The organism is Streptococcus infantis, assembly GCF_000963255.1.
Classification (GTDB): Bacteria; Bacillota; Bacilli; order Lactobacillales; family Streptococcaceae; genus Streptococcus; species Streptococcus nidrosiense.
Genome location: NZ_JYOV01000014.1, coordinates 1 through 19,058 on the forward strand (window position 1 = coordinate 1; position 19,058 = coordinate 19,058).

Sequence of the window (19,058 nt, forward strand, 5' to 3'; positions counted from 1 at the left end):
CCAGAGATTATGTCTTGGGACGAGTATGCCTTTACCAAGGGAAAGATGAGTTTTATCGCACAAGATTTTGATCAGCTCAATATCATTACTGTTCTTGAGGGAAGAACACAAGCTATCATCCGCAATCACTTTCTTCGCTACGATAGAGCAGTCCGATGTCGAGTGAAAATCATTACTATGGATATGTTTAGTCCTTACTATGCCTTAGCTAAACAGCTTTTTCCATGTGCTAAAATCGTTCTAGATCGTTTTCACATTGTTCAACATCTTAGCCGAGCTATGAGTCGGGTTCGTGTCCAAATCATGAATCAATTTGATCGAAAATCTCATAAATACAAGGCCATCAAGCGCTATTGGAAACTCATCCAACAAGATAGTCGTAAACTCAGCGATAAACGATTTTATCGCCCTACTTTTCGCATGCACTTAACGAATAAAGAAATTCTAGACAAGCTTTTGAGCTATTCCGAAGACTTGAAACACCACTATAATCTCTATCAGCTCTTGCTTTTTCACTTTCAGAATAAAGAGCCTGACAAATTTTTCGGACTTATTGAGGAAAATCTAAAGCAGGTTCATCCTCTTTTTCAGACTGTCTTGAAAACCTTCCTCAAGGTTAAAGAAAAGATTGTCAACGCCCTTCAATTACCTTATTCCAACGCCAAATTGGAAGCAACCAATAATCTCATTAAACTCATCAAACGAAATGCTTTTGGTTTTAGGAACTTTGATAACTTTAAGAAACGAATTTTCATCGCTCTGAATATAAAAATGGAGAGGACAATCGTTGTCCTCTCCAGATGTTAGCTTTTTATTCAACCCACTACAGTTGACAAAGAGCCATAAAAAGAGGCTGATGTTCAATTCAGCCTCTTTTGTCTTACCTAGAAAGTAAATATTTCTGCTGCTTTCTTGAGAAGCAAGTCCGTATATTCAGGATCTTCCTGAGCGGTCTCAAGCTCTTTTTTAATTCTTTCTAGATCATCTGTTATCATACCATCAACTCCCAAGCGTAGGGACTTATCAAAGGATTCCGAACTATTGATTGTCCATACATAGAGTTTTTGTTTTGTATTCCAAAGCTTGGTTACAAAATATTCATCTAAGGTAGAATATTCCATGGTATAGCCTGTTGCATTCGTTCTTGGAAAAACGGAATTGTAGGGCAGAATGAAATAGACCGGAATTTCCTTATCATACTGAGTTACTTTTTCAATAACATGATAATCCAAAGATTGCATCTGATGCCCATAGACTTTGATCTTTGCCCCATATTGATCTAGAAAATGATCCATCATTTGAGCACTATCTTTTCGACTTGTTTTTATTTCGATCAGCAATTTCTGATGAAGGTCATTGGCACGATTTATATAATCATCAAAGCTAGATATTTTGGTCTGATAACCATTTTCATAAATATCTAATTGCTTCAACTCATCTAAAGTTAAGTCTTGCGGTGTTACATTTAATCCTGCTAAACTTTTTAGGTTAGCATCATGCATCATGACAAACTGACCATCCTTGGTTTCCTGCACATCCATCTCAACTAAATCTGGTTTTAACTGAGCTGTTTTTTCTAAGGATTCAACTGTATTTTGGACACCATTCCCATTAGAAACTCCTCTGTGAGAGATAACAAGTGGAGGATTGACTACAGGTGCTTCTAAATAAACATAACCCTCAATCGCAAAGAAGACACTGGCGCACCCCATTACACCCCATCTCATGATATGATCTTTCTTTCGTCTTGGCATAATATCCAACTCCTCACCAGTTAAAAAGGAGGTAAACTTAACCAAGAAGTAAGTCAAAGCCATATAGTGGATATTTTTAATCAATATATAGTTCGAAATAGCAAGAATTAAAGATTCTCGATGTGTAAGACCATCCACTAAAGACTGTATCAACAATAGAGGGATTAAAAGCAAATAGAAGAATAGATTCGTTTTAACAAGAATTAGAAAAAGATGCCAAGCGTAAAACCAAAAATGATTCCTGGTTTTTTCTAGACTGTAGACCACAGCATCCTTAACTGTCATCTTGTCATAAAAAATTTTCGGAAGGGCAAACATCACTCTTACAGAGATGTAGAGAAATAGGATGGTTATGATAAAAATAGATAACCACCACATCCAGTACTTGTCTTCCATATAAGTTTGAATAAACTCAGGTATCACTATTTTATTAAAATAATAAATTTTAAAAATCTTCCTGATAAACGGAAAAATCATAGCAATATATACGAAGATAAACAAGGCCTTGGAAAGAGTCAGACGTTTCATGAAGGCTATACTTTCACGAAAGACCTTGCGACTATACTCAATCAAGGTTCGTTTTTCATGATAGAGAAGATGTCGAGCCCCAATGAAGAGGAGACTAATTTGAAAATAAGCCACTAAAAGGTTAATGGCTATTAAGATTAAAAAACCAAAGCTTACTAAAGGCGCATGTTTTAAAATTTCAAAAATATTGTTATAGGAAATAAACAAATAGCCCGTCTGATTTAGTAAAAAACCAGCTATCAATGAGTTCAGTGGCAACCAAATATAATCTACCAGCATGAAGATTAGAAAAAATAGAAAGAGGATTTTATCCAGATTCAGGTAAATCTTTTTAAATCCCAATTTTTTAGGTTTTTCAGGTTTCATAAAACCTCCTAATCAAACAGCTGTGATAAATCTAAACCACCGAAAGGATTAGAGTTTAGACTACTCTTGGAGTCCAGTAAGATTCTACTTTCATCAGATTCTAGGAAAGCTTCATAAACACGCGCAGTCATTCGCGCATCCTCTAAACTGTTATGAGATTGGCCCTTGAATCCTAGAAATTCAGCCACAGTCTGTAACTTGAGATTGGCAATACCATGAAGATCAGAACTACGTCGCTCAAAAGCTTCATCATAGAGATCGACTAGATATTGGCTACTATAATCCAAACCATGTTCCAACAAAATCGGTAAATCACTCTTGGCTGCATTATAACCAACAAGGGGTAACTCACCCACAAAGTCTTGAAAATTCTTAAGAACTTCCTCCACCATCGGAGCATCTTTCAAGGTTTCAGAAGTGATACCCGTTAAACCATTGATAAAACTTTTCAATGGTACATCTGTATGAACATAAGAGTCAAAAGCTCCAATTTCTTCACCATCTTTAAAACGGACAGCAGATACCTGAATCAAGTGAGTTTTATCTTGGTGTTCATTAAATTCCAAATCAAATGAAATGTAATCTCTTAATTTTTCCATCTTATCCATTCCTTACTGTATGTGTAAAAAGAAACTACTTGGTTATACCTAGAAACCAAGCAGTTTTTTCTTATCCTCCAAATAAGCGAGCAAAGAAGCCTTTCTTCGTTGCTTGTACTTCTTGCTTAGCCTGATCCAACTCCAACTGAAGGTTTTCTTGGTCCTTCATGGCTTGTAGGGTTAACTGTTGTTGTTGATCCAATTGCTTATCTTTTTCTGCGATTTGACGGTCTTTGACACGCATCTGTTCATCTTTTTCAGCTAACTGTTTGTCTTTGGCTTTTAATTGCTCATAAAGACGGATGATTTCAGCGTTCTTTTCATCAACAAGAATCTCCATCAACTCACGTTGCTTCACATCATCACTAACAGGTTCATCTTCAAAAATAGTTTTTTTGTAGATTTCTTCAAGCTTAATCAAGCCACTGCGAGTTACCACAGTGACTCCTTTATCATTTTTAGTCGTATCTTCTTCAGGTAATTCCTTGACACGGTTATTGATTGCTTGGCGGGACAAGCCCAAGACCTCAGCAATCTCACTAACAGTCATCTCAATACTCATAATATCCTCTGAAAGTTTTCTAGCTTTTCTTTATTTAAATATTATCATAAGCAAGCAAAACTGTCAAATATCACCGTGTTTTCAACCCTTTTTCAAAACAATTTTTCTTCAAAACTAGACTGTCTATCAGCTTTTTTAAACTAAACATCAGTTTGCAATTTTTCCACCAGCTCTAATCAATAGAAAACCTTTCTTGGTTTATAAAGATGATCTCGTTTCTCTAAAATGGCTAATAATTTATCACCTTCAAAGCCAGCAAATTCCTTCTCAGTTTGTTCCAATTCAATAAAGCGACCAAAACGCACTTCTTCTGCCTGTTCTGGGGTCAAATACACCTTAACTAAGTCACCTGTACCAATCTCTAAGGGATGAAGAAAGTCTAACTCACCAGCTTGAACCTTTTCCTCAATTTCATTCAAGGTCAAAGCATCATCTAACTGCAAGCCTGCAGCGCTTGTTCGTGTTAAATGAGACATATGAGCTGCATAGCCAAGTTTTTCTCCCAAGTCAACTGACAAGGTACGGATATAAGTCCCCTTGCTGCATTTTACACGAAAAGTAAATCTCGCAAGTTTATCCTCATAAGAAATCGGGCTGGTTCTTTCGAACTTATAAATCGTCACCTGACGTTCTGGACGCTCCACTTCCTGACTAGCACGCGCATATTCATAGAGTTTGCGACCATTGACCTTGACAGCAGAGTACATAGGTGGAATCTGAGTGATAGGACCTGTCAGACTAGCGATTGCTTGATCAACAATCTTTTCATCTAAGGGAGACAATACTGGTGTCTCTGCAACAACTTCACCGCTAGCGTCTTCAGTTGTTGTAGAATATCCAAGAGTTATTTCTCCTTCATAGACTTTACCCTCGTCCTGCATAAACTCGACCATGCGGGTTGCCTTACCGACGGCAATCGGCAAAACACCGACAACATCAGGGTCTAAAGTCCCTCCATGACCAATCTTCTTAGTTCCTAAAATCCTACGCAGCTTGAAAACTGCATCATGCGAGGTCATCCCCGCCTCTTTTTTTAAGTTGATAATACCGTTCATTTATTAACTTTCTAAAAATACTAAAACTCTTTTTTGGAAATCCTTATTCTGTTCATAGAGTGCATGTCCACACCCTGGTAATATAATCAGTTGACTACCTCTGATATGATGATGCAATCCAAACGAACCATCTACGCCAAGAACATCATCTTTTTCTGCTCCAATGATTAACGTAGGGCAGTTGATTTTTTCCAAAAAATCTAGACTATCATGTTTCAAACAAGATACAGACTGAATATCAATACGTTGTTTATCTTTAATATGACCAAAAATTCCCATTATTCGATAAAGGTATTTAAATTTTCCAAAGGATTTAGTCGTGTAAGAATGACGAGCGATATCAATCATCAGATCTTTATAATTTCCTATTTGACTCAGGTTCAGCCAGCGACTAATTCTCTCCCTGCCTAGATTACTTAGTTTTGCAGTGGTCACGGCTAAAATGAGCTTTTGAACCTTTTCAGGGAAATTCGCCACCAACCATTGGGCAATCATTCCACCTTGCGAAATCCCCATAACATAGGCACTGGTAATATTCAATACCACCATTGCTTCTGCAACATCTGCTGCCATATCCCGGGTGGTATAACCCTGCCTCAACTCATTGATTCGAGAAAAAACATAAATTTTGTAACGTTCGGCAAGTATACGGTATGTGATTGAAAAAGACATAGCCATACCTTTAACCGTTTGTAGTCCATCGCCCAATCCTGGTATAATTACCAGAGGTTGATTCCCTTTTCCAAAGGTCACATAATCCATGCTCTTATCGTTAAAATATAATGTTTTCCCTTTTGTTGAAGACATTACTTCGTTCCCTCTACTATTTTTTCATGATTTATTTATGTTGAGTTTTTAAATGCAAGGCAAAGCCGGCAGTCACTTTTTCAAATCCAACTGCCTGATAAAACTGATGTGCAGCATTTCGTTCAGCGGTTAATCCACTATTTAGAGCCAGTGCCTTAACTCCTTCTTTTACTGCTTGTTTTTTCAATTCATCAATTAGCCTACTAGCAATTCCTTGTCGTCTTGTTTCTTTTGCAACTGACAAAGCTAAAATACGATAATAAGATCCATCTGTTTCAAAAAAGAAGAGCTTTGCATAACCTAAGAAACCTAAAATTTCTCCGTTTCTTTCAGCTAGAAGACAGCCATAATGTGGTTGAGAAAGAATCATTTCTAAACGTCGAGACAGATTAGAAGCGGTCGTTGGATAGCCCAAGTCTTCGTATAAAGACAGTAGGGCTTCAGCATCTTTCATGGTTGCTTTTCGTATCTGCATAGGATCCTCCTAGTCTTCCTTCAAGGCTTCAAATTTTGCTTTCATAGTCGGATTCTTCCGAGTCAATTTTTTAACGGAAACATCATCCAATTTGTTGTTAGCAAGGCGGAGTTGGTTTTCTGATGTTGTTAGGAATTTCTTGACTTCTTCCATGCGTTTGATAGCCTTGTCAATTTCGTCAATGGCCTTACCAAAGTTAACAGAAGCTGAATTATAGTTCTTTGCAAAGGCTACCTTAAAGGCATCCAAATCTTCCTCGAAATGCGTAATGTCAATATTTTGCTCGCGAACCAAAGCCAATTCCTGTTTGTATTTGAGAGAATTCAGTGCAGCATTGCGCAAGAGTCCAATCAAATGGATAAAGAACTGGGGACGAATGACATACATCTTCTCATATTCGTGACTAACATCGACAATCCCAGTATTGAAGTAGTCGTTATCAGCCTCAAGCATACTTACCAAAACTGCATACTCACAGTTTTTCTCACGACGATCCTTATCCAACTCTTTATAGAAGTCTGCATTTTTATGTTTCTTCTCTGTCCCGTCTGCTTCATTTTTCATCTCAAACATGATGGAAATGAATTCTAGTCCATTTTCATCAAAATCACGGAAGATAAAATCGCCCTTAGAACCACGTGCTGAAACCTTGTTGTCCTTCTCAAAGTAGGCATTTGGAAAGGCAAAGCTACGAACCTTGTTGAACTCACTATCTGCATATTGTTCCAAACTTTCACCGATTGCCTTGGTTGATTGTTGCGCCTTGAAATTCTTGTAGAACTCAACCTGCTCACTGGCTGCCTTTAGCTGGGCTTCATAATTTTGTTTTACAGAGGCTAGAGACAACTCATTTTCTTTTTCTTGTAAAAGGAGCTGGTTTTTTACCTGATCACGTTCTTTCTCTAAATCAGATAGTGTTTTTTGTAGTTGATTTTCATGCTCTAAGCGCAAGGTAGCCAATTGATTTTCGAGAGCTTGGACTTCTTTTTCTTTCTCTAGCAAGCTTTGACTTGCACTTTGCTCCACTTCTTTCTTAGCCAATTCTTTTTCTGTATCAAAGTTGTTAATTTGACTTTGAAGCTGGGCAATTTCTTGATCTTTTTGAGCCAATTTTGCCTGTTGTTCATTTAAGGCTTTTTGTTCCACCAATGTCAATTCTTGTTTGATTCGTTCATGCAATTCCTTATCAAACTCTGCAGTGCGAACTTGAGAAAGTAGTTCTGCATATTGACTTTCATTGACTGTAAATACTTCGCCACAGTTTGGACATTTAATCTCGTTCATGTTATTCCTCTAAATTTATCTATTCTACTTTCATTATAGCATGGATAAACAAAAAGAAAAAGTTGGAATGAATCCAACTTTTAATCTACGTATGTATCTTCGTTTTTATTTAAGAAGGCGTAAGGTAATCCCATGAGTAGACCACCACCGATAAAGTTACCGATGAAGGTTACACCCCAGTGACGAAGAATATTTCCAATACCGAAGTTTGCGATTGAATCAGCAGCAACACTGAATTTCACAATAGCAAATGATGCAAAGTTTGCGGCGATGTGTTCATTTGTTAAGAATACAAACATGTAAATAGCTGAAAGAACTAACCAAAGTTTAGCTCCCCCATCTTTGACTAAAACAAATGAAAGAATTGCGATATTTACAAAGACATTAGCCAAGATAGCTTCAAGCAAGACTAGTTCATTTGAACGGCCCAACTTCATTTCCACAACTCCAGAAATAAAGCTATCATGTGTTAGGTTTGCATAAGCCGCTGAATGGGCAAAGCCCCATCCTGCTATAAGAGCACCGATCAAATTAAAGAGTGTACAATATAGAAGGATTTCAGCTGTTTTTCTCCAGCTAATCTTTTTCAAAAAGCTACCAGCTGTCAAGAACATCATGTTAGATGTTACCAATTCAGCATTTAAGAAGACAATGTAAGCCAATCCCCAAGCGAAAACAAATGGGAAGAGGAAACGTCCACTACCTGGAGCAATCTTATTAATCAAGTCAGCTCCAACTGCACCAGCTGCTGTACTAAATGTTAAGAATGCACCAGCAAACATTGAACGAATAGCATACTTGAATTTACTTTGACTGTAAAGACTTTCCTTTTTCTTACAAGCAAACTCAATTTTTGAGATAAATTCTGAAGAAACCATATAAACTCCTAAAACTTTTATTTGTGAATATTATAACATAAAATCGAAATTATGGGAAGGCTTTCTTAATTCTATTTACAATATTTTTATAACTTTTAGCAATCGTTTCCATTTGCTTTGTATCAGCATCTTTAATGTTTTCAACTCTTTATTTTTAAATCTATTATTCCATATATTCAATATATATTTTATTTTTGTTCTATATTGAATTTACAAAAAAGTTTCTTTATTTTTCAGCAAAAGTCCATGCACTAATAATTTGTTTGAATTTATAGACAGAGAAAATAACGTTTTGATCAAAAAGTTCTTTGGAAAAAAATCGAGGTCTGGAATTTTAGTCCCGACCTCCTCTATTATTGATTTTCATTTTATTTAGCAAGAGCTAAGTGCTAATCAACATAAGTCTCTTCATTTTTATTAAGATAAGCGTATGGTAAACCTATCAAGAATCCTCCACCAATCAAGTTAGCAATGAAGGTAACACTCCAATGACGGAGGATATTTGGAATATCAAAGTTAGCAATTTGGTCAGAAACAATGCTGAATTTAATAATACTAAAAGACGAAAAATTGGCTGCAATATGCTCGTTAGATAAGAAGACAAACATAGAAATAGCTGACAAGATAATCCAGAGTTTGGCATTGCTATCCTTAACCAAAATTGAAGACAGAATGGCAATATTTACGAACATATTTGCCAAAATCCCTTCCAACAAGACCAACTCACTAGGTCGTGCCAACTTCTTGGCTACAATCTTTGGAAGATAACTGTCGTGTGTCAGGTGTGAAAAAGCCGATGAATTAGCAAAACACCAACCTGCTAACAGAGCACCAACTAAGTTGAAAATGGCACAATAAAGTAAAATGATAAAGGCTTTTTTCCAATCAATCTTCTTCAAAAATGTTCCAGCTGTCAAGTACATCATATTTGAGGTAACCAATTCGGCATTTAAGAAAACGATATAGGCAAGTCCCCATGCAAATACAAAGGGAAATAGGAAATAACCAGCACTTGGAACGATGCTATTGAGTAGATCAGCACCTATGGCCCCAGCGGCTGTACTAAAGGTTAAGAAAGCACCTGCAAACATTGAGCGAATGGCATATTTAAACTTACTTTTGTCAAATAGACTTTCTTTCTTATGACAATAATAATCAATCTTTGAAATAAATTCTGACGAACTCATATAAACTCCTTAAAAAATCATTGTTAATATTATAACATAAAATATTTTAAGTGGAAATAAATTTTTGTCCTTTACATTTGATTGTTTTTAGTGCTAGCAAAAGCTTCAATTTCTTCTGCAGTCAACCCTACCAGCTCTGAAACCCACAAGCCGACAATATCTGACAAAACAGAATCGCAGACATATTCATTCTCACCATGACCATATTTACAAGTAAATAGTGGAGTTCTTATCGCTGATTGATAAAAATTGAAGGCTAACTCTTGCAGTTTTTCTGGCTGAAATTCAAGTCCCAACTCTTGTGCAAGTAGAGTTCTCACTTTGTCCCACTTTTCGCCTTTTGACTGGTAATTTTGTCGTGCTTTGTTGATAAATCCCTGACAGAATTTTGCCAACAAATCCTTGTTTTGGTAGAGTAACCGACAAGAAAAGTCTGAGATAGAACCAGCATGAATTAAGAAAGTAAGCAAGTCATCAAGGCTTTCTGCTACCCGACCAACTTGGCCTTCACTCCCTATAAAGCCGATACTCTGATCTTCAAGAATTACATATTCTCCCCCGCTGCCGTCTTTAGCAAAGGCTATGGGCGAAAAAGAATAAACTTCATTGTTCTGAGAAAATTCAACCTCTTTCAACTGGTCATAAAAGAGAATATCGCATTCTTGCATCAATAAAATTCTTAGTTGTTTATCTTCTCTTATTACTTGTAGTTGAAGCATATTAGCTACTCTCCTGGCTTTGACAATTGTCACAAGTGACAACAATTCAATTTTAGCAATCGACTCTTAATAATAATAATAGATTTTAATATGGCACTTCTTGGCCACATTGGCAAGATTTTTCACTAACTCCTCGTTTCTTTTGCTTTTCCCAAAATGAAAAGTAAAAGATTTTCCATCTTTCCTTGTAAAATACAGATGATACCTGTCCCCATTCATTCTTCTCCCTCGAATGTAATCAATATCAATCTGTCTAATTTCAGCTAGAGGAACAATCCTTTTTCTAAAAAGAATAATCGTGTGAATGTATAATCTTCCCTTTGCAATATGAAAAGGATCCAACATACTCCCACCACTTTTTAAGGATGTCTTAACTCTTTGGAAAAAAAGATAGAAATAAAATAGTGCTAAAAAAATTAACAAAAATCTAATGACCTGATTTTTCCAAAGGACTTCAAAAACTGAAATACGATAACCATACATATTAAAATAATCCCTTTTTTCTTTATTATACCACTTTTGTTGAGCTTCTAGGTTCATGGATAAAGAAAAAGACTGAACAATGTTCAGCCATTTTCAATAATATTTCATGTGATATCTTTATCTGGTCAAATCAAGACGTTTACCGATTTTACCGATAAGAATAGCACCAACAATGAGTGAAGCGAATTCCCCGATAGCAGTTGTAAACCAAGTTAAGAAGAAAGGTGCTTCTGCTACGATGTTCAATTCAGCAGCAATGGTGATCATTGAAATCGAAAAAAGAATTGAAAAGAAGAAATGATCTTTTCGAATCAATCCATTAAAAAGATAGTCTTTTTTATATTTGCTAAACAACCATACACCTAAACTTAGGAAGACAAGAGTTGATCCTCCACCAACTGCGACATCGATGATTCCAAAACTGAAGAAATTTGCTATCATACAGCCAAGAGTAACACCGATAATGTACTTAGGATTGTAAAAGGCAAGAAAATTCATCATTTCAGAAATACGGAACTGATAAGCACCGTAACTGATAGCATTAAGGGGTGGTGTGATTGTCAAAACCACATAAATTGCTGCGACAATGGCAATATCTGCCAAATCACGGACAGTAAGTTTTTTCATCTATTATTCTCCTTTAGCGATTAACCCGCGTATAATATGCTTGGTGAAAGAAGCTAAGCACCAAGGGTTGAACAAGTCAACCTTTCAAGTATAGCACATTTATGTCCTTTATGCTATACTATTTTTATGAAAACATGCATAAAAAATTTTTTCGATAATGAAATCCTCTCCTACTTATTTTTTGGAGTTGCAACGACACTTGTTTCTATCATTGTTCGTATCACTATTTTTTACTTTTTCCAACAAGAATTATGGGCGACTGCGCTGGGAAATATAGCTGGAATTCTGTTTGCTTTTTTCACCAATGATACCATTGTTTTTAAACAAAAACGAAAACATTGGTTCAAGCGCCTGATAAAGTTTACGACTGCAAGATTCATAACCTTCCTATTAGACCTACTTCTGACCTTTATTTTTGTGACTAGTTTCCCCCATATTATAGGTCAATTCGTAGGTGATAATTTCAATACTATCAATTCAATTGAGACTATTTTTGCACAGGTCACCATCATAGTCCTCAATTACATCTTCAGTAAAGTTTTTGTTTTTAAAAAACAATAAGCATACTTCTTGCATTCTAATAACTATTATACTATAATTAAGACTGTTAAATTACGAAAGGAAAAAGAAAATGTTAAAAGATCTTAAAGAATTTTTGCTCCGCGGTAACGTTGTAGACCTTGCTGTCGGTGTGATCATTGCATCTGCTTTTGGTGCTATCGTAACTTCATTTGTTAATGATATCATCACTCCACTTCTATTGAACCCTGCTTTGAAAGCAGCGAAAATCGAACGTATTGCTGAACTTTCATGGAATGGGGTTGCTTACGGTAACTTCTTGAGTGCTGTTATCAACTTCCTTGTAGTTGGTACTGTTCTATTCTTTGTGATTAAAGCAATGGAAAAAGCTCAAAACCTTCGCAAAAAAGAAGAGGTTGCTGAAGAAGCACCTGCTGGTCCAACTGAGTTGGAAGTTCTTCAAGAAATCAAAGCTCTTCTTGAGAAAAAATAATCATCTAGAGGATTCGGTTCAATACTGAATCCTTTTTTACTTCCCCTTTTGCTGAGTTTAGAAAAAACTTGAGTTCAGCTCTCTTTTTTGATATAATAATTAAAGTTTCCACCCTTAGTGTAATGGATATCACGTAAGATTCCGGTTCTTGAGATGGGGGTTCGATTCCCTCAGGGTGGATAGATGTAAACAAAAAAGCAACGGCGCCGTTGCTTTTTTTCTGTGTTACCCTTGTCTTTGAATATAGAACATTGATACTAAAGAAAGAAAAATAACTCCAAGACCGATAATTAAAAAGGAAGCTAAATGAACACTTGGTAGAAAGGTCATTAACCCCTTCGCAATCGGCATAAAGAGAATGGCCAGTGTAAAAATGGTACTCAATACCCTCCCCAGATAGTCTCCGTCAACCTTGGTCTGTACTTGTGTAAAGAAGTGAATATTAAAAATTGTCATAAAGAGTTCACAAACTAGATTTCCTGAAAAAGTGAGAAAATTAGGTAGTGGCAATCCCATCATGAAAACTCCTACTCCTGTGAGGATTATTAAGAACAAAAGTGTATTCATACTGGATTTAAATTTATTTGCAATCAATGCTCCGATGATTGAGCCAATTGCACCCATGGTTAAGATAGTTGCATAGGCTCCTTCTACACCATAGAGTTTATTTGAAAAAGGGAGCAAAAACTCAAAAGCTGCAAAAAAGAAATTCACACTGGAAGCCACTAACAAGAGAAAGAAAATTTCTTTTTGATGCCAGATATAGTGCAAGCCATCTTTGATGTCCGCAAAAATATCTTTCCCTGTAAAACTCTTCTGCTCTTGAACCTTTGGTTCTTCTTTGGGAAGTAAAGCCACTAGGGCAAAAGCGATGAAAAAGGTCAAAGCATCTAGTAAGAGCGTCAGATGAAGACTTGCAAATTGTAAAACAAGGAAAGAAAGCACCGGAGAACTGACTCCTACAACCTGTAAAACTAACTCCAAGCGAGAGTTATAGGTCACTATCTCGTCCTTTGCTACCACCTCTGTGATAATAGCTTTATTGGCAGGCCGAGAAAAAGCAAAGGCAATGGCCTGGACAATATTAGCAAAGATCAAAGCTCCAATCATCCAGTTATCATTTCTGATAAAAGAAATGACCAGACAGAGAATCCCACAAACCAAGTCTGTTGTCATCAAAATCTTGCGACGCGAAAAACGGTCTGAAATCACACCTCCAAAGGGATTAGCTAGTATAGCTGTCACCAACTCAGAAATTTGATAAATCCCTAATACCGTCTTTCCTATATTGCCCATTGAGGCCAGCCAAACACTATTCCCATAATCATAGAGCATATTTCCTAGTTTGTTAATAGCTCCACGACTAATCAACTGTACTGCATATCGATTCATAAAAACTCCTCTCAAATTTTGAAACTATTGTATCAAAACTTGAAGGAGTTTCTCATTTTTCCCTTATTTGGGAAATTAATCTTTTACAAATTTATCGTAATGTTCCTGATAGTAAGCTACTTGCTCCGGAAGACCTAGCACTTCAAAAATATGCATGGCTTCCTGCATTTGTTTACAACCTTCTTCTTTTTGCCCCTTCTGATAAAGAGCAAATCCTTTAAGAAAGTGGAAAACATTACGCTCATAGAGTTTGATGCTCTTACCTATGATCTTCTCTATATAAGCTTCAAAGTAGCTGGCATTTTCAAAAGCAAGATGTTCTAAACAATGCTGGTAACAGTTAAGAGCTAAAATCAAGACCAGTTTTCGATGGCGACCAATTTCTTTATAGAAATCTTCACGCTCCATCACTTCTCTACCAAGGCGAGCAACATAGTCCACATCATAAAAGCTATAGAGATTGCCAAAGAGAATCAACTCATACATGGTCCATTCATCTGTTTGGAAAAGATAATCTGCCACCTTATCCAGATCACCTTGCTTCATAGTGAAGCTAGCATCTCTTTGACAAATCAGACCTTGTAACAAAATCCAGTTCAGCTCAAAATAGAGGGGATTTGTTGAACTCTTAGCTTTTTCAAGTTGTTCTTCTTGAAGCTTTTGAAAACCTGCAATATCATTTGAGTAGTAAAGCGGAATAATCTGAGCCATCAAGCTCACATGCTCATGATGTTGAAAATTTCTAGTCTTATCCATAAAATTCTCAATCGTCACATGAATATTATCTAATATTTCAAAGAAACGAGATGCAGCTAGATCCGACTCCCCCAATTCAAAGCGGGATAATTGAGAGGTCGAACAGGCCTCTCCTGCAGCTTCTTTTAGAGAGTAATTTTTACTGATTCGAAATTCACGAAAGACTTTTCCAAGATTTTCCATCTTACACCTGCTCCGACAATTCTTCCCACTCCAGCATAGCTTCTTCCTGACGATGGCTAATTTTATCCAGTTCTGCTTGTAATTGCATGAGTTCATCTGCATCATTGGTGGTATGCATTTGTTCAGAGATAGCTTGGGCTTGAGTTTCCAGTTCTTCGATTTCTGTCTCAAGACTTTCAATTTGTCTCATCAATTTACGAAGTTCTTTTTGACTTTCCTTTTGAGCTTGGTAGTCATTAACTGGAGAAAATTCTTTTTCTTGGTTAACAGCTGCCGCTTCTTCCGCTTGACTAGCTACTAGCTCTGCTTTTTTATCAACATAATAGTCATAATCACCTAGATAAAGAGTTGAGCCATTTTCAGATAATTCTAGAACATGAGTGGCTACACGATTAATAAAGTAACGGTCATGGCTGACAAATAGAAGAGTCCCATCAAAGTCAATCAGGGCATTTTCCAAGACTTCCTTGCTATCGATGTCTAAGTGGTTAGTCGGCTCATCGAGAATCAAGAAGTTGTTGTTTTCCATGGAAAGTTTTGCCAGAAGCAAACGAGCTCGCTCACCACCTGACAGCATTCCAACAGATTTCTTAACATCGTCACCAGAGAAAAGGAAGGCACCTAAGCGATTACGGATTTCTACTTCTGGCGTCAATTTAAAATCATTCCAGAGTTCGTCTAAGACCGTATTGCTCGGTGTCAGTTTGCTCTGAGTCTGGTCATAGTAACCAACCTCAACATTAGCACCAAAGCGCTTTTCACCCTTGATAAAGGGAATCTGGTCCACAATAGACTTAATAAAGGTTGACTTACCAATGCCATTTGGACCAACAATGGCAATAGCGTCCATCTTACGAAGATCAAGGTTGATTGGTTCTGATAAGATTTCACCATCATAGCCAATGGCAGCATTTTCAACTGTCAAAACGACATTACCAGATACTCTATCAGAATGGAAGGTCATATTAGCTGATTTCTTGCCAGCTTCAGGCTTGTCCAAGCGCTCCATTTTCTCCAGTTGCTTGCGTCGGGATTGCGCTCGTTTGGTTGTCGATGCTCGAACAAGATTTCGATTGACAAAGTCTTCTAAGGCAGCAATTTCCTTCTGTTGTTTTTCATAGTTCTTAGCTTCAGTTGCGAGCTTCTGCTCCTTCTGCTCCACAAAGCTCGAGTAGTTTCCTACATATCTGTCCAAAGAATGTTTGGTTAAGTCGAGTGTTATGGTCGCAACCTTATCGAGGAAATAACGGTCATGACTGACGATAATCAAGGCACCACTATAATTAACTAAATAGTTTTCTAACCAGGCAATGGTTTCAATATCTAGGTGGTTAGTCGGCTCATCCAAAACCAAGAGATTAGGCTTTTCAAGGAGCATTTTGGCAAGGGCTAAACGGGTATTTTGCCCACCAGAAAGCTCAGCAATTCGCATCTGCCACATAGACTCATCAAACTTAAAACCATTTAAGATAGCACGGATATCAGCTTCATAAGTAAAGCCTCCAGCCTGACGGAAATTTTCTGATAGGCGATCATAGTCAGACATGAGTTTATCTAGTTCTTCACCAGTCTTTTCCCCCATCTCCAACTCCATCTGGCGAAGTTGTCTTTCAGTACGACGCAAGTCATCAAATACATGTAGCATTTCATCGTAAATGGTGTTCTCAGACTCAAAGCGACTATCCTGTGCTAGATATGAGAGGGAAATATCTTTTTTCTTATTGATTTCACCAGTGGTTGGCTCCTCTTCTCCAACCAATATCTTGAGCAAAGTAGACTTCCCAGCACCATTTTTTCCAACGAGGGCAATACGGTCTCTTTCATCTACTTGTAGGTTTATATTATCAAAAAGAACCTCTCCTGCAAAAGAACGTTCAATTTTATTAGCTTGTAAAATAATCATACAGTTAGTATAGCATGTTTCGGTAAGCCGTTCAAGACTTGTGGTTTAGCTCTATTCATAACTTTTCAGAAACTCATGCTAACGTTTTACTAAAACTTCAAATCGTGGTATAATGTAAGCGATTAGATTATATATTAAAGGAGATTTCCTATGGCTTACCAAGAAAACTACCAAAAATGGGTTGATTTCGCAGAACTTCCAGATTACCTTCGTCAAGATTTGGAAAACATGGACGAGAAAACTAAAGAAGACGCATTCTATACCAATCTTGAGTTTGGTACTGCAGGTATGCGTGGACTGATTGGTGCTGGTACTAACCGCATTAACATCTACGTTGTTCGTCAAGCAACTGAAGGTTTGGCTCGTTTGATTGAGTCAAAAGGTGGAAACGAAAAAGAACGTGGTGTAGCCATTGCTTACGATAGCCGTCACTTCTCTCCAGAATTTGCCTTTGAATCTGCAGCAGTTCTTGCTAAACACGGTATTAAATCCTATGTCTTTGAAAGTCTCCGTCCCACTCCAGAACTTTCATTTGCTGTTCGTCACCTCAACTGCTTCGCAGGTATCATGATTACTGCTAGCCACAACCCTGCTCCATTCAATGGTTACAAGGTTTACGGAGAAGATGGTGGTCAAATGCCTCCACACGATGCTGATGCTTTGACAACTTACATCCGTGCTATTGAAAATCCATTTGCTGTTGAAGTTGCTGATGTAGAAGCTGAAAAAGCTTCTGGTTTGATTGAAGTTATTGGCGAAGCAGTCGATACCGAATACCTCAAAGAAGTTAAAGATGTGAACATCAACCCAGCTTTGATTGAAGAGTTTGGTAAGGACATGAAGATTGTCTACACTCCACTTCATGGTACAGGTGAAATGTTGGCTCGTCGTGCTCTTGCGCAAGCAGGATTCGACTCAGTTCAAGTCGTAGAAGCTCAAGCAACTCCAGACCCTGACTTCTCAACTGTTAAATCTCCAAACCCAGAAAGTCAAGCAGCCTTTGCTCTTGCAGAAGAACTTGGTCGCCAAGTAGGAGCTGATGTTCTTGTTGCAACTGACCCTGACGCTGACCGTGTCGGTGTTGAAGTCCTTCAAAAAGACGGTAGCTACCTCAACCTTTCAGGAAACCAAATCGGTGCCATCATGGCTAAGTACATCTTGGAAGCTCACAAAAATGCTGGGACACTTCCAGAGAATGCAGCTCTTTGCAAATCTATCGTATCAACTGACTTGGTAACTAAGATTGCTGAAAGCTACGGCGCAACTATGTTCAACGTCTTGACCGGTTTCAAATTTATCGCTGAAAAAATCCAAGAATTCGAAGAAAAACACAATCACACTTACATGATGGGATTTGAAGAAAGCTTCGGTTACTTGATTAAACCATTCGTGCGTGATAAAGACGCTATCCAAGCTGTTCTTGTTGTTGCTGAACTTGCTGCCTATTACCGCTCTCGTGGTTTGACTCTTGCAGATGGTATCGAAGAAATCTACAAAGAGTACGGCTACTATGCTGAAAAGACAATCTCTGTTACCCTCTCTGGTGTTGACGGTGCTGAGCAAATCAAAGCAATTATGGCTAAATTCCGTGAAAATGGTCCAAAAGAATTTAACGCAACAGCAGTTTCAATTACTGAAGACTTTAAAGCACAAACATCTACTGCCGCTGATGGCACTGTAACAGCCTTAACTACTCCTCCAAGTGATGTATTGAAATACACACTTGCTGATGGATCATGGATTGCAGTTCGCCCTTCAGGTACTGAACCAAAAATCAAGTTCTACATTGCAGTTGTTGGTGAAAGTAACGAAGATTCACAAGCTAAGATTGCTAACATCGAAGCTGAAATCAATGCCTTTGTAAAATAAAAAACTATTTAAAGGTCGGGAAAAATCCTGACCTTTATTTTTGATTTTAAAGTAAAAACTGACTGTAATTTATGTCTTCTTCTATCTCTTTTAACCTGAACTATAGTTTCTATATCTTTAAGGATACAAGAATAAAGGACTAGAAAATCAGACTTAGTCTACTGCTTTCTGCACCACCATCTATTCTCGTATCAAAACTGAGCAATTTTAGAAACTTTATGGCATACTAGACATATCAATGAAAGCGAGGTAATCTCATGGAACAATTTTTAGAAAACATCAAAGATCTTGAAGTTACAACTGTAGCGCGTGCTCAAGAAGCACTTGACAAGCAAGAAACAGCAACTTTCTTCATCGGACGCAAAACTTGTCCTTATTGCCGTAAATTTGCTGGTACATTGGCTGGTGTAGTAGCTGAAACCAAAGCGCACATCTACTTCATCAATAGTGAAGAACCAAGTCAACTTGAAGCTTTACAAGACTTCCGCTCACGCTATGAAATCCCTACTGTACCAGGATTCGTCCATGTTGCAAATGGACAAATCAAGGTCCGTTGCGACTCTTCAATGTCAGCTCAAGAAATCAAAGAATTTGCTGGGTTGTAAGAAACTTAGTTTAA

General features: G+C 37.4%; 20 protein-coding genes, 1 tRNA gene and 1 riboswitch. Of the genes, 6 read left to right on the plus strand and 15 right to left on the minus strand.

Features of this window, described 5'->3' with window-relative positions; translation table 11 throughout:
- The coding region (locus TZ96_RS05715; protein WP_045762798.1) for an ISL3 family transposase at positions 1 to 807 on the plus strand (807 nt) is incomplete at its 5' end.
- 77 nt (positions 808 to 884) lie between these two features.
- Here the strand turns inward: TZ96_RS05715 and TZ96_RS05720 are convergent.
- The 12 genes from TZ96_RS05720 to TZ96_RS05775 all read right to left on the minus strand — a co-directional run bounded on the left by TZ96_RS05720 (position 885) and on the right by TZ96_RS05775 (position 11,324).
- On the minus strand, positions 885 to 2,648 hold the full coding sequence (locus tag TZ96_RS05720; RefSeq protein ID WP_045763269.1) for a glycerophosphoryl diester phosphodiesterase membrane domain-containing protein: 1,764 nt from the start codon (positions 2,646 to 2,648) through the stop codon (positions 885 to 887).
- 8 nt (positions 2,649 to 2,656) lie between these two features.
- A complete protein-coding gene (locus tag TZ96_RS05725; protein WP_045763270.1) occupies positions 2,657 to 3,247 on the minus strand; it encodes a 3'-5' exonuclease in 591 nt (196 codons plus the stop codon).
- 70 nt (positions 3,248 to 3,317) lie between these two features.
- The gene (rocS, locus tag TZ96_RS05730) at positions 3,318 to 3,809 is read right to left on the minus strand and encodes a chromosome segregation protein RocS (protein WP_000021254.1); all 492 of its coding nucleotides are present in this window, start codon (positions 3,807 to 3,809) and stop codon (positions 3,318 to 3,320) included.
- Between the two features lie 176 nt (positions 3,810 to 3,985).
- On the minus strand, positions 3,986 to 4,864 hold the full coding sequence (truB, locus tag TZ96_RS05735; protein ID WP_045763271.1) for a tRNA pseudouridine(55) synthase TruB: 879 nt from the start codon (positions 4,862 to 4,864) through the stop codon (positions 3,986 to 3,988).
- A 3-nt stretch (positions 4,865 to 4,867) separates the two neighbouring features.
- Positions 4,868 to 5,671 (minus strand): alpha/beta fold hydrolase, encoded by an 804-nt coding sequence (locus tag TZ96_RS05740; protein ID WP_045763272.1) that lies wholly within the window; start codon positions 5,669 to 5,671, stop codon positions 4,868 to 4,870.
- 31 nt (positions 5,672 to 5,702) lie between these two features.
- Positions 5,703 to 6,146, minus strand: a complete 444-nt coding sequence (locus tag TZ96_RS05745; protein ID WP_045763273.1) for a GNAT family N-acetyltransferase — start codon at positions 6,144 to 6,146, stop codon at positions 5,703 to 5,705.
- Between the two features lie 9 nt (positions 6,147 to 6,155).
- A complete protein-coding gene (locus tag TZ96_RS05750; RefSeq protein ID WP_045763274.1) occupies positions 6,156 to 7,430 on the minus strand; it encodes a DUF2130 domain-containing protein in 1,275 nt (424 codons plus the stop codon).
- Positions 7,431 to 7,510: 80 nt separating this feature from the next.
- Positions 7,511 to 8,308, minus strand: a complete 798-nt coding sequence (locus TZ96_RS05755; protein ID WP_000254784.1) for a formate/nitrite transporter family protein — start codon at positions 8,306 to 8,308, stop codon at positions 7,511 to 7,513.
- A 389-nt stretch (positions 8,309 to 8,697) separates the two neighbouring features.
- Positions 8,698 to 9,495 (minus strand): formate/nitrite transporter family protein, encoded by a 798-nt coding sequence (locus TZ96_RS05760; protein WP_045763275.1) that lies wholly within the window; start codon positions 9,493 to 9,495, stop codon positions 8,698 to 8,700.
- Positions 9,496 to 9,566: 71 nt separating this feature from the next.
- On the minus strand, positions 9,567 to 10,214 hold the full coding sequence (locus tag TZ96_RS05765) for a hypothetical protein (RefSeq protein WP_045763276.1): 648 nt from the start codon (positions 10,212 to 10,214) through the stop codon (positions 9,567 to 9,569).
- Positions 10,215 to 10,280: 66 nt separating this feature from the next.
- Positions 10,281 to 10,754, minus strand: a complete 474-nt coding sequence (locus TZ96_RS05770; protein WP_001047144.1) for a hypothetical protein — start codon at positions 10,752 to 10,754, stop codon at positions 10,281 to 10,283.
- Between the two features lie 60 nt (positions 10,755 to 10,814).
- Positions 10,815 to 11,324 carry a QueT transporter family protein gene (locus tag TZ96_RS05775; RefSeq protein WP_045763277.1) on the minus strand — a complete coding sequence of 170 codons (510 nt, stop codon included), beginning with the start codon at positions 11,322 to 11,324 and terminating at the stop codon, positions 10,815 to 10,817.
- Positions 11,325 to 11,422, minus strand: a riboswitch (PreQ1 riboswitch).
- A 28-nt stretch (positions 11,423 to 11,450) separates the two neighbouring features.
- Here TZ96_RS05775 and TZ96_RS05780 point away from each other — a divergent pair.
- The 3 genes from TZ96_RS05780 (at position 11,451) to TZ96_RS05790 (ending at position 12,516) form a co-directional block, all read left to right on the plus strand.
- Positions 11,451 to 11,885 carry a GtrA family protein gene (locus tag TZ96_RS05780; protein ID WP_045763278.1) on the plus strand — a complete coding sequence of 145 codons (435 nt, stop codon included), beginning with the start codon at positions 11,451 to 11,453 and terminating at the stop codon, positions 11,883 to 11,885.
- A 70-nt stretch (positions 11,886 to 11,955) separates the two neighbouring features.
- Entirely contained in the window at positions 11,956 to 12,336 is a 381-nt protein-coding gene (gene mscL, locus TZ96_RS05785) for a large conductance mechanosensitive channel protein MscL (RefSeq protein WP_045763279.1), read from the plus strand.
- 108 nt (positions 12,337 to 12,444) lie between these two features.
- Positions 12,445 to 12,516: transfer RNA gene (locus tag TZ96_RS05790), tRNA-Arg, on the plus strand.
- Between the two features lie 45 nt (positions 12,517 to 12,561).
- On the opposite strand, the gene TZ96_RS05795 is transcribed toward TZ96_RS05790, so the two are convergent.
- The 3 genes from TZ96_RS05795 to TZ96_RS05805 form a co-directional block, all read right to left on the minus strand.
- Positions 12,562 to 13,728 carry an MFS transporter gene (locus TZ96_RS05795; RefSeq protein WP_045763280.1) on the minus strand — a complete coding sequence of 389 codons (1,167 nt, stop codon included), beginning with the start codon at positions 13,726 to 13,728 and terminating at the stop codon, positions 12,562 to 12,564.
- A gap of 75 nt (positions 13,729 to 13,803) precedes the next feature.
- Positions 13,804 to 14,667 carry an XRE/MutR family transcriptional regulator gene (locus TZ96_RS05800; RefSeq protein WP_045763281.1) on the minus strand — a complete coding sequence of 288 codons (864 nt, stop codon included), beginning with the start codon at positions 14,665 to 14,667 and terminating at the stop codon, positions 13,804 to 13,806.
- Position 14,668: 1 nt separating this feature from the next.
- Entirely contained in the window at positions 14,669 to 16,570 is a 1,902-nt protein-coding gene (locus TZ96_RS05805; protein WP_045763282.1) for an ABC-F family ATP-binding cassette domain-containing protein, read from the minus strand.
- A 150-nt stretch (positions 16,571 to 16,720) separates the two neighbouring features.
- On the opposite strand from TZ96_RS05805, the gene TZ96_RS05810 reads away from it, so the two are divergent.
- Together TZ96_RS05810 and TZ96_RS05815 are read left to right on the plus strand one after the other, a co-directional pair.
- Positions 16,721 to 18,439 carry a phospho-sugar mutase gene (locus TZ96_RS05810; RefSeq protein WP_045763283.1) on the plus strand — a complete coding sequence of 573 codons (1,719 nt, stop codon included), beginning with the start codon at positions 16,721 to 16,723 and terminating at the stop codon, positions 18,437 to 18,439.
- Positions 18,440 to 18,696: 257 nt separating this feature from the next.
- A complete protein-coding gene (locus TZ96_RS05815; protein WP_045763284.1) occupies positions 18,697 to 19,044 on the plus strand; it encodes a thiol reductase thioredoxin in 348 nt (115 codons plus the stop codon).
- Positions 19,045 to 19,058: the final 14 nt, after the last annotated feature.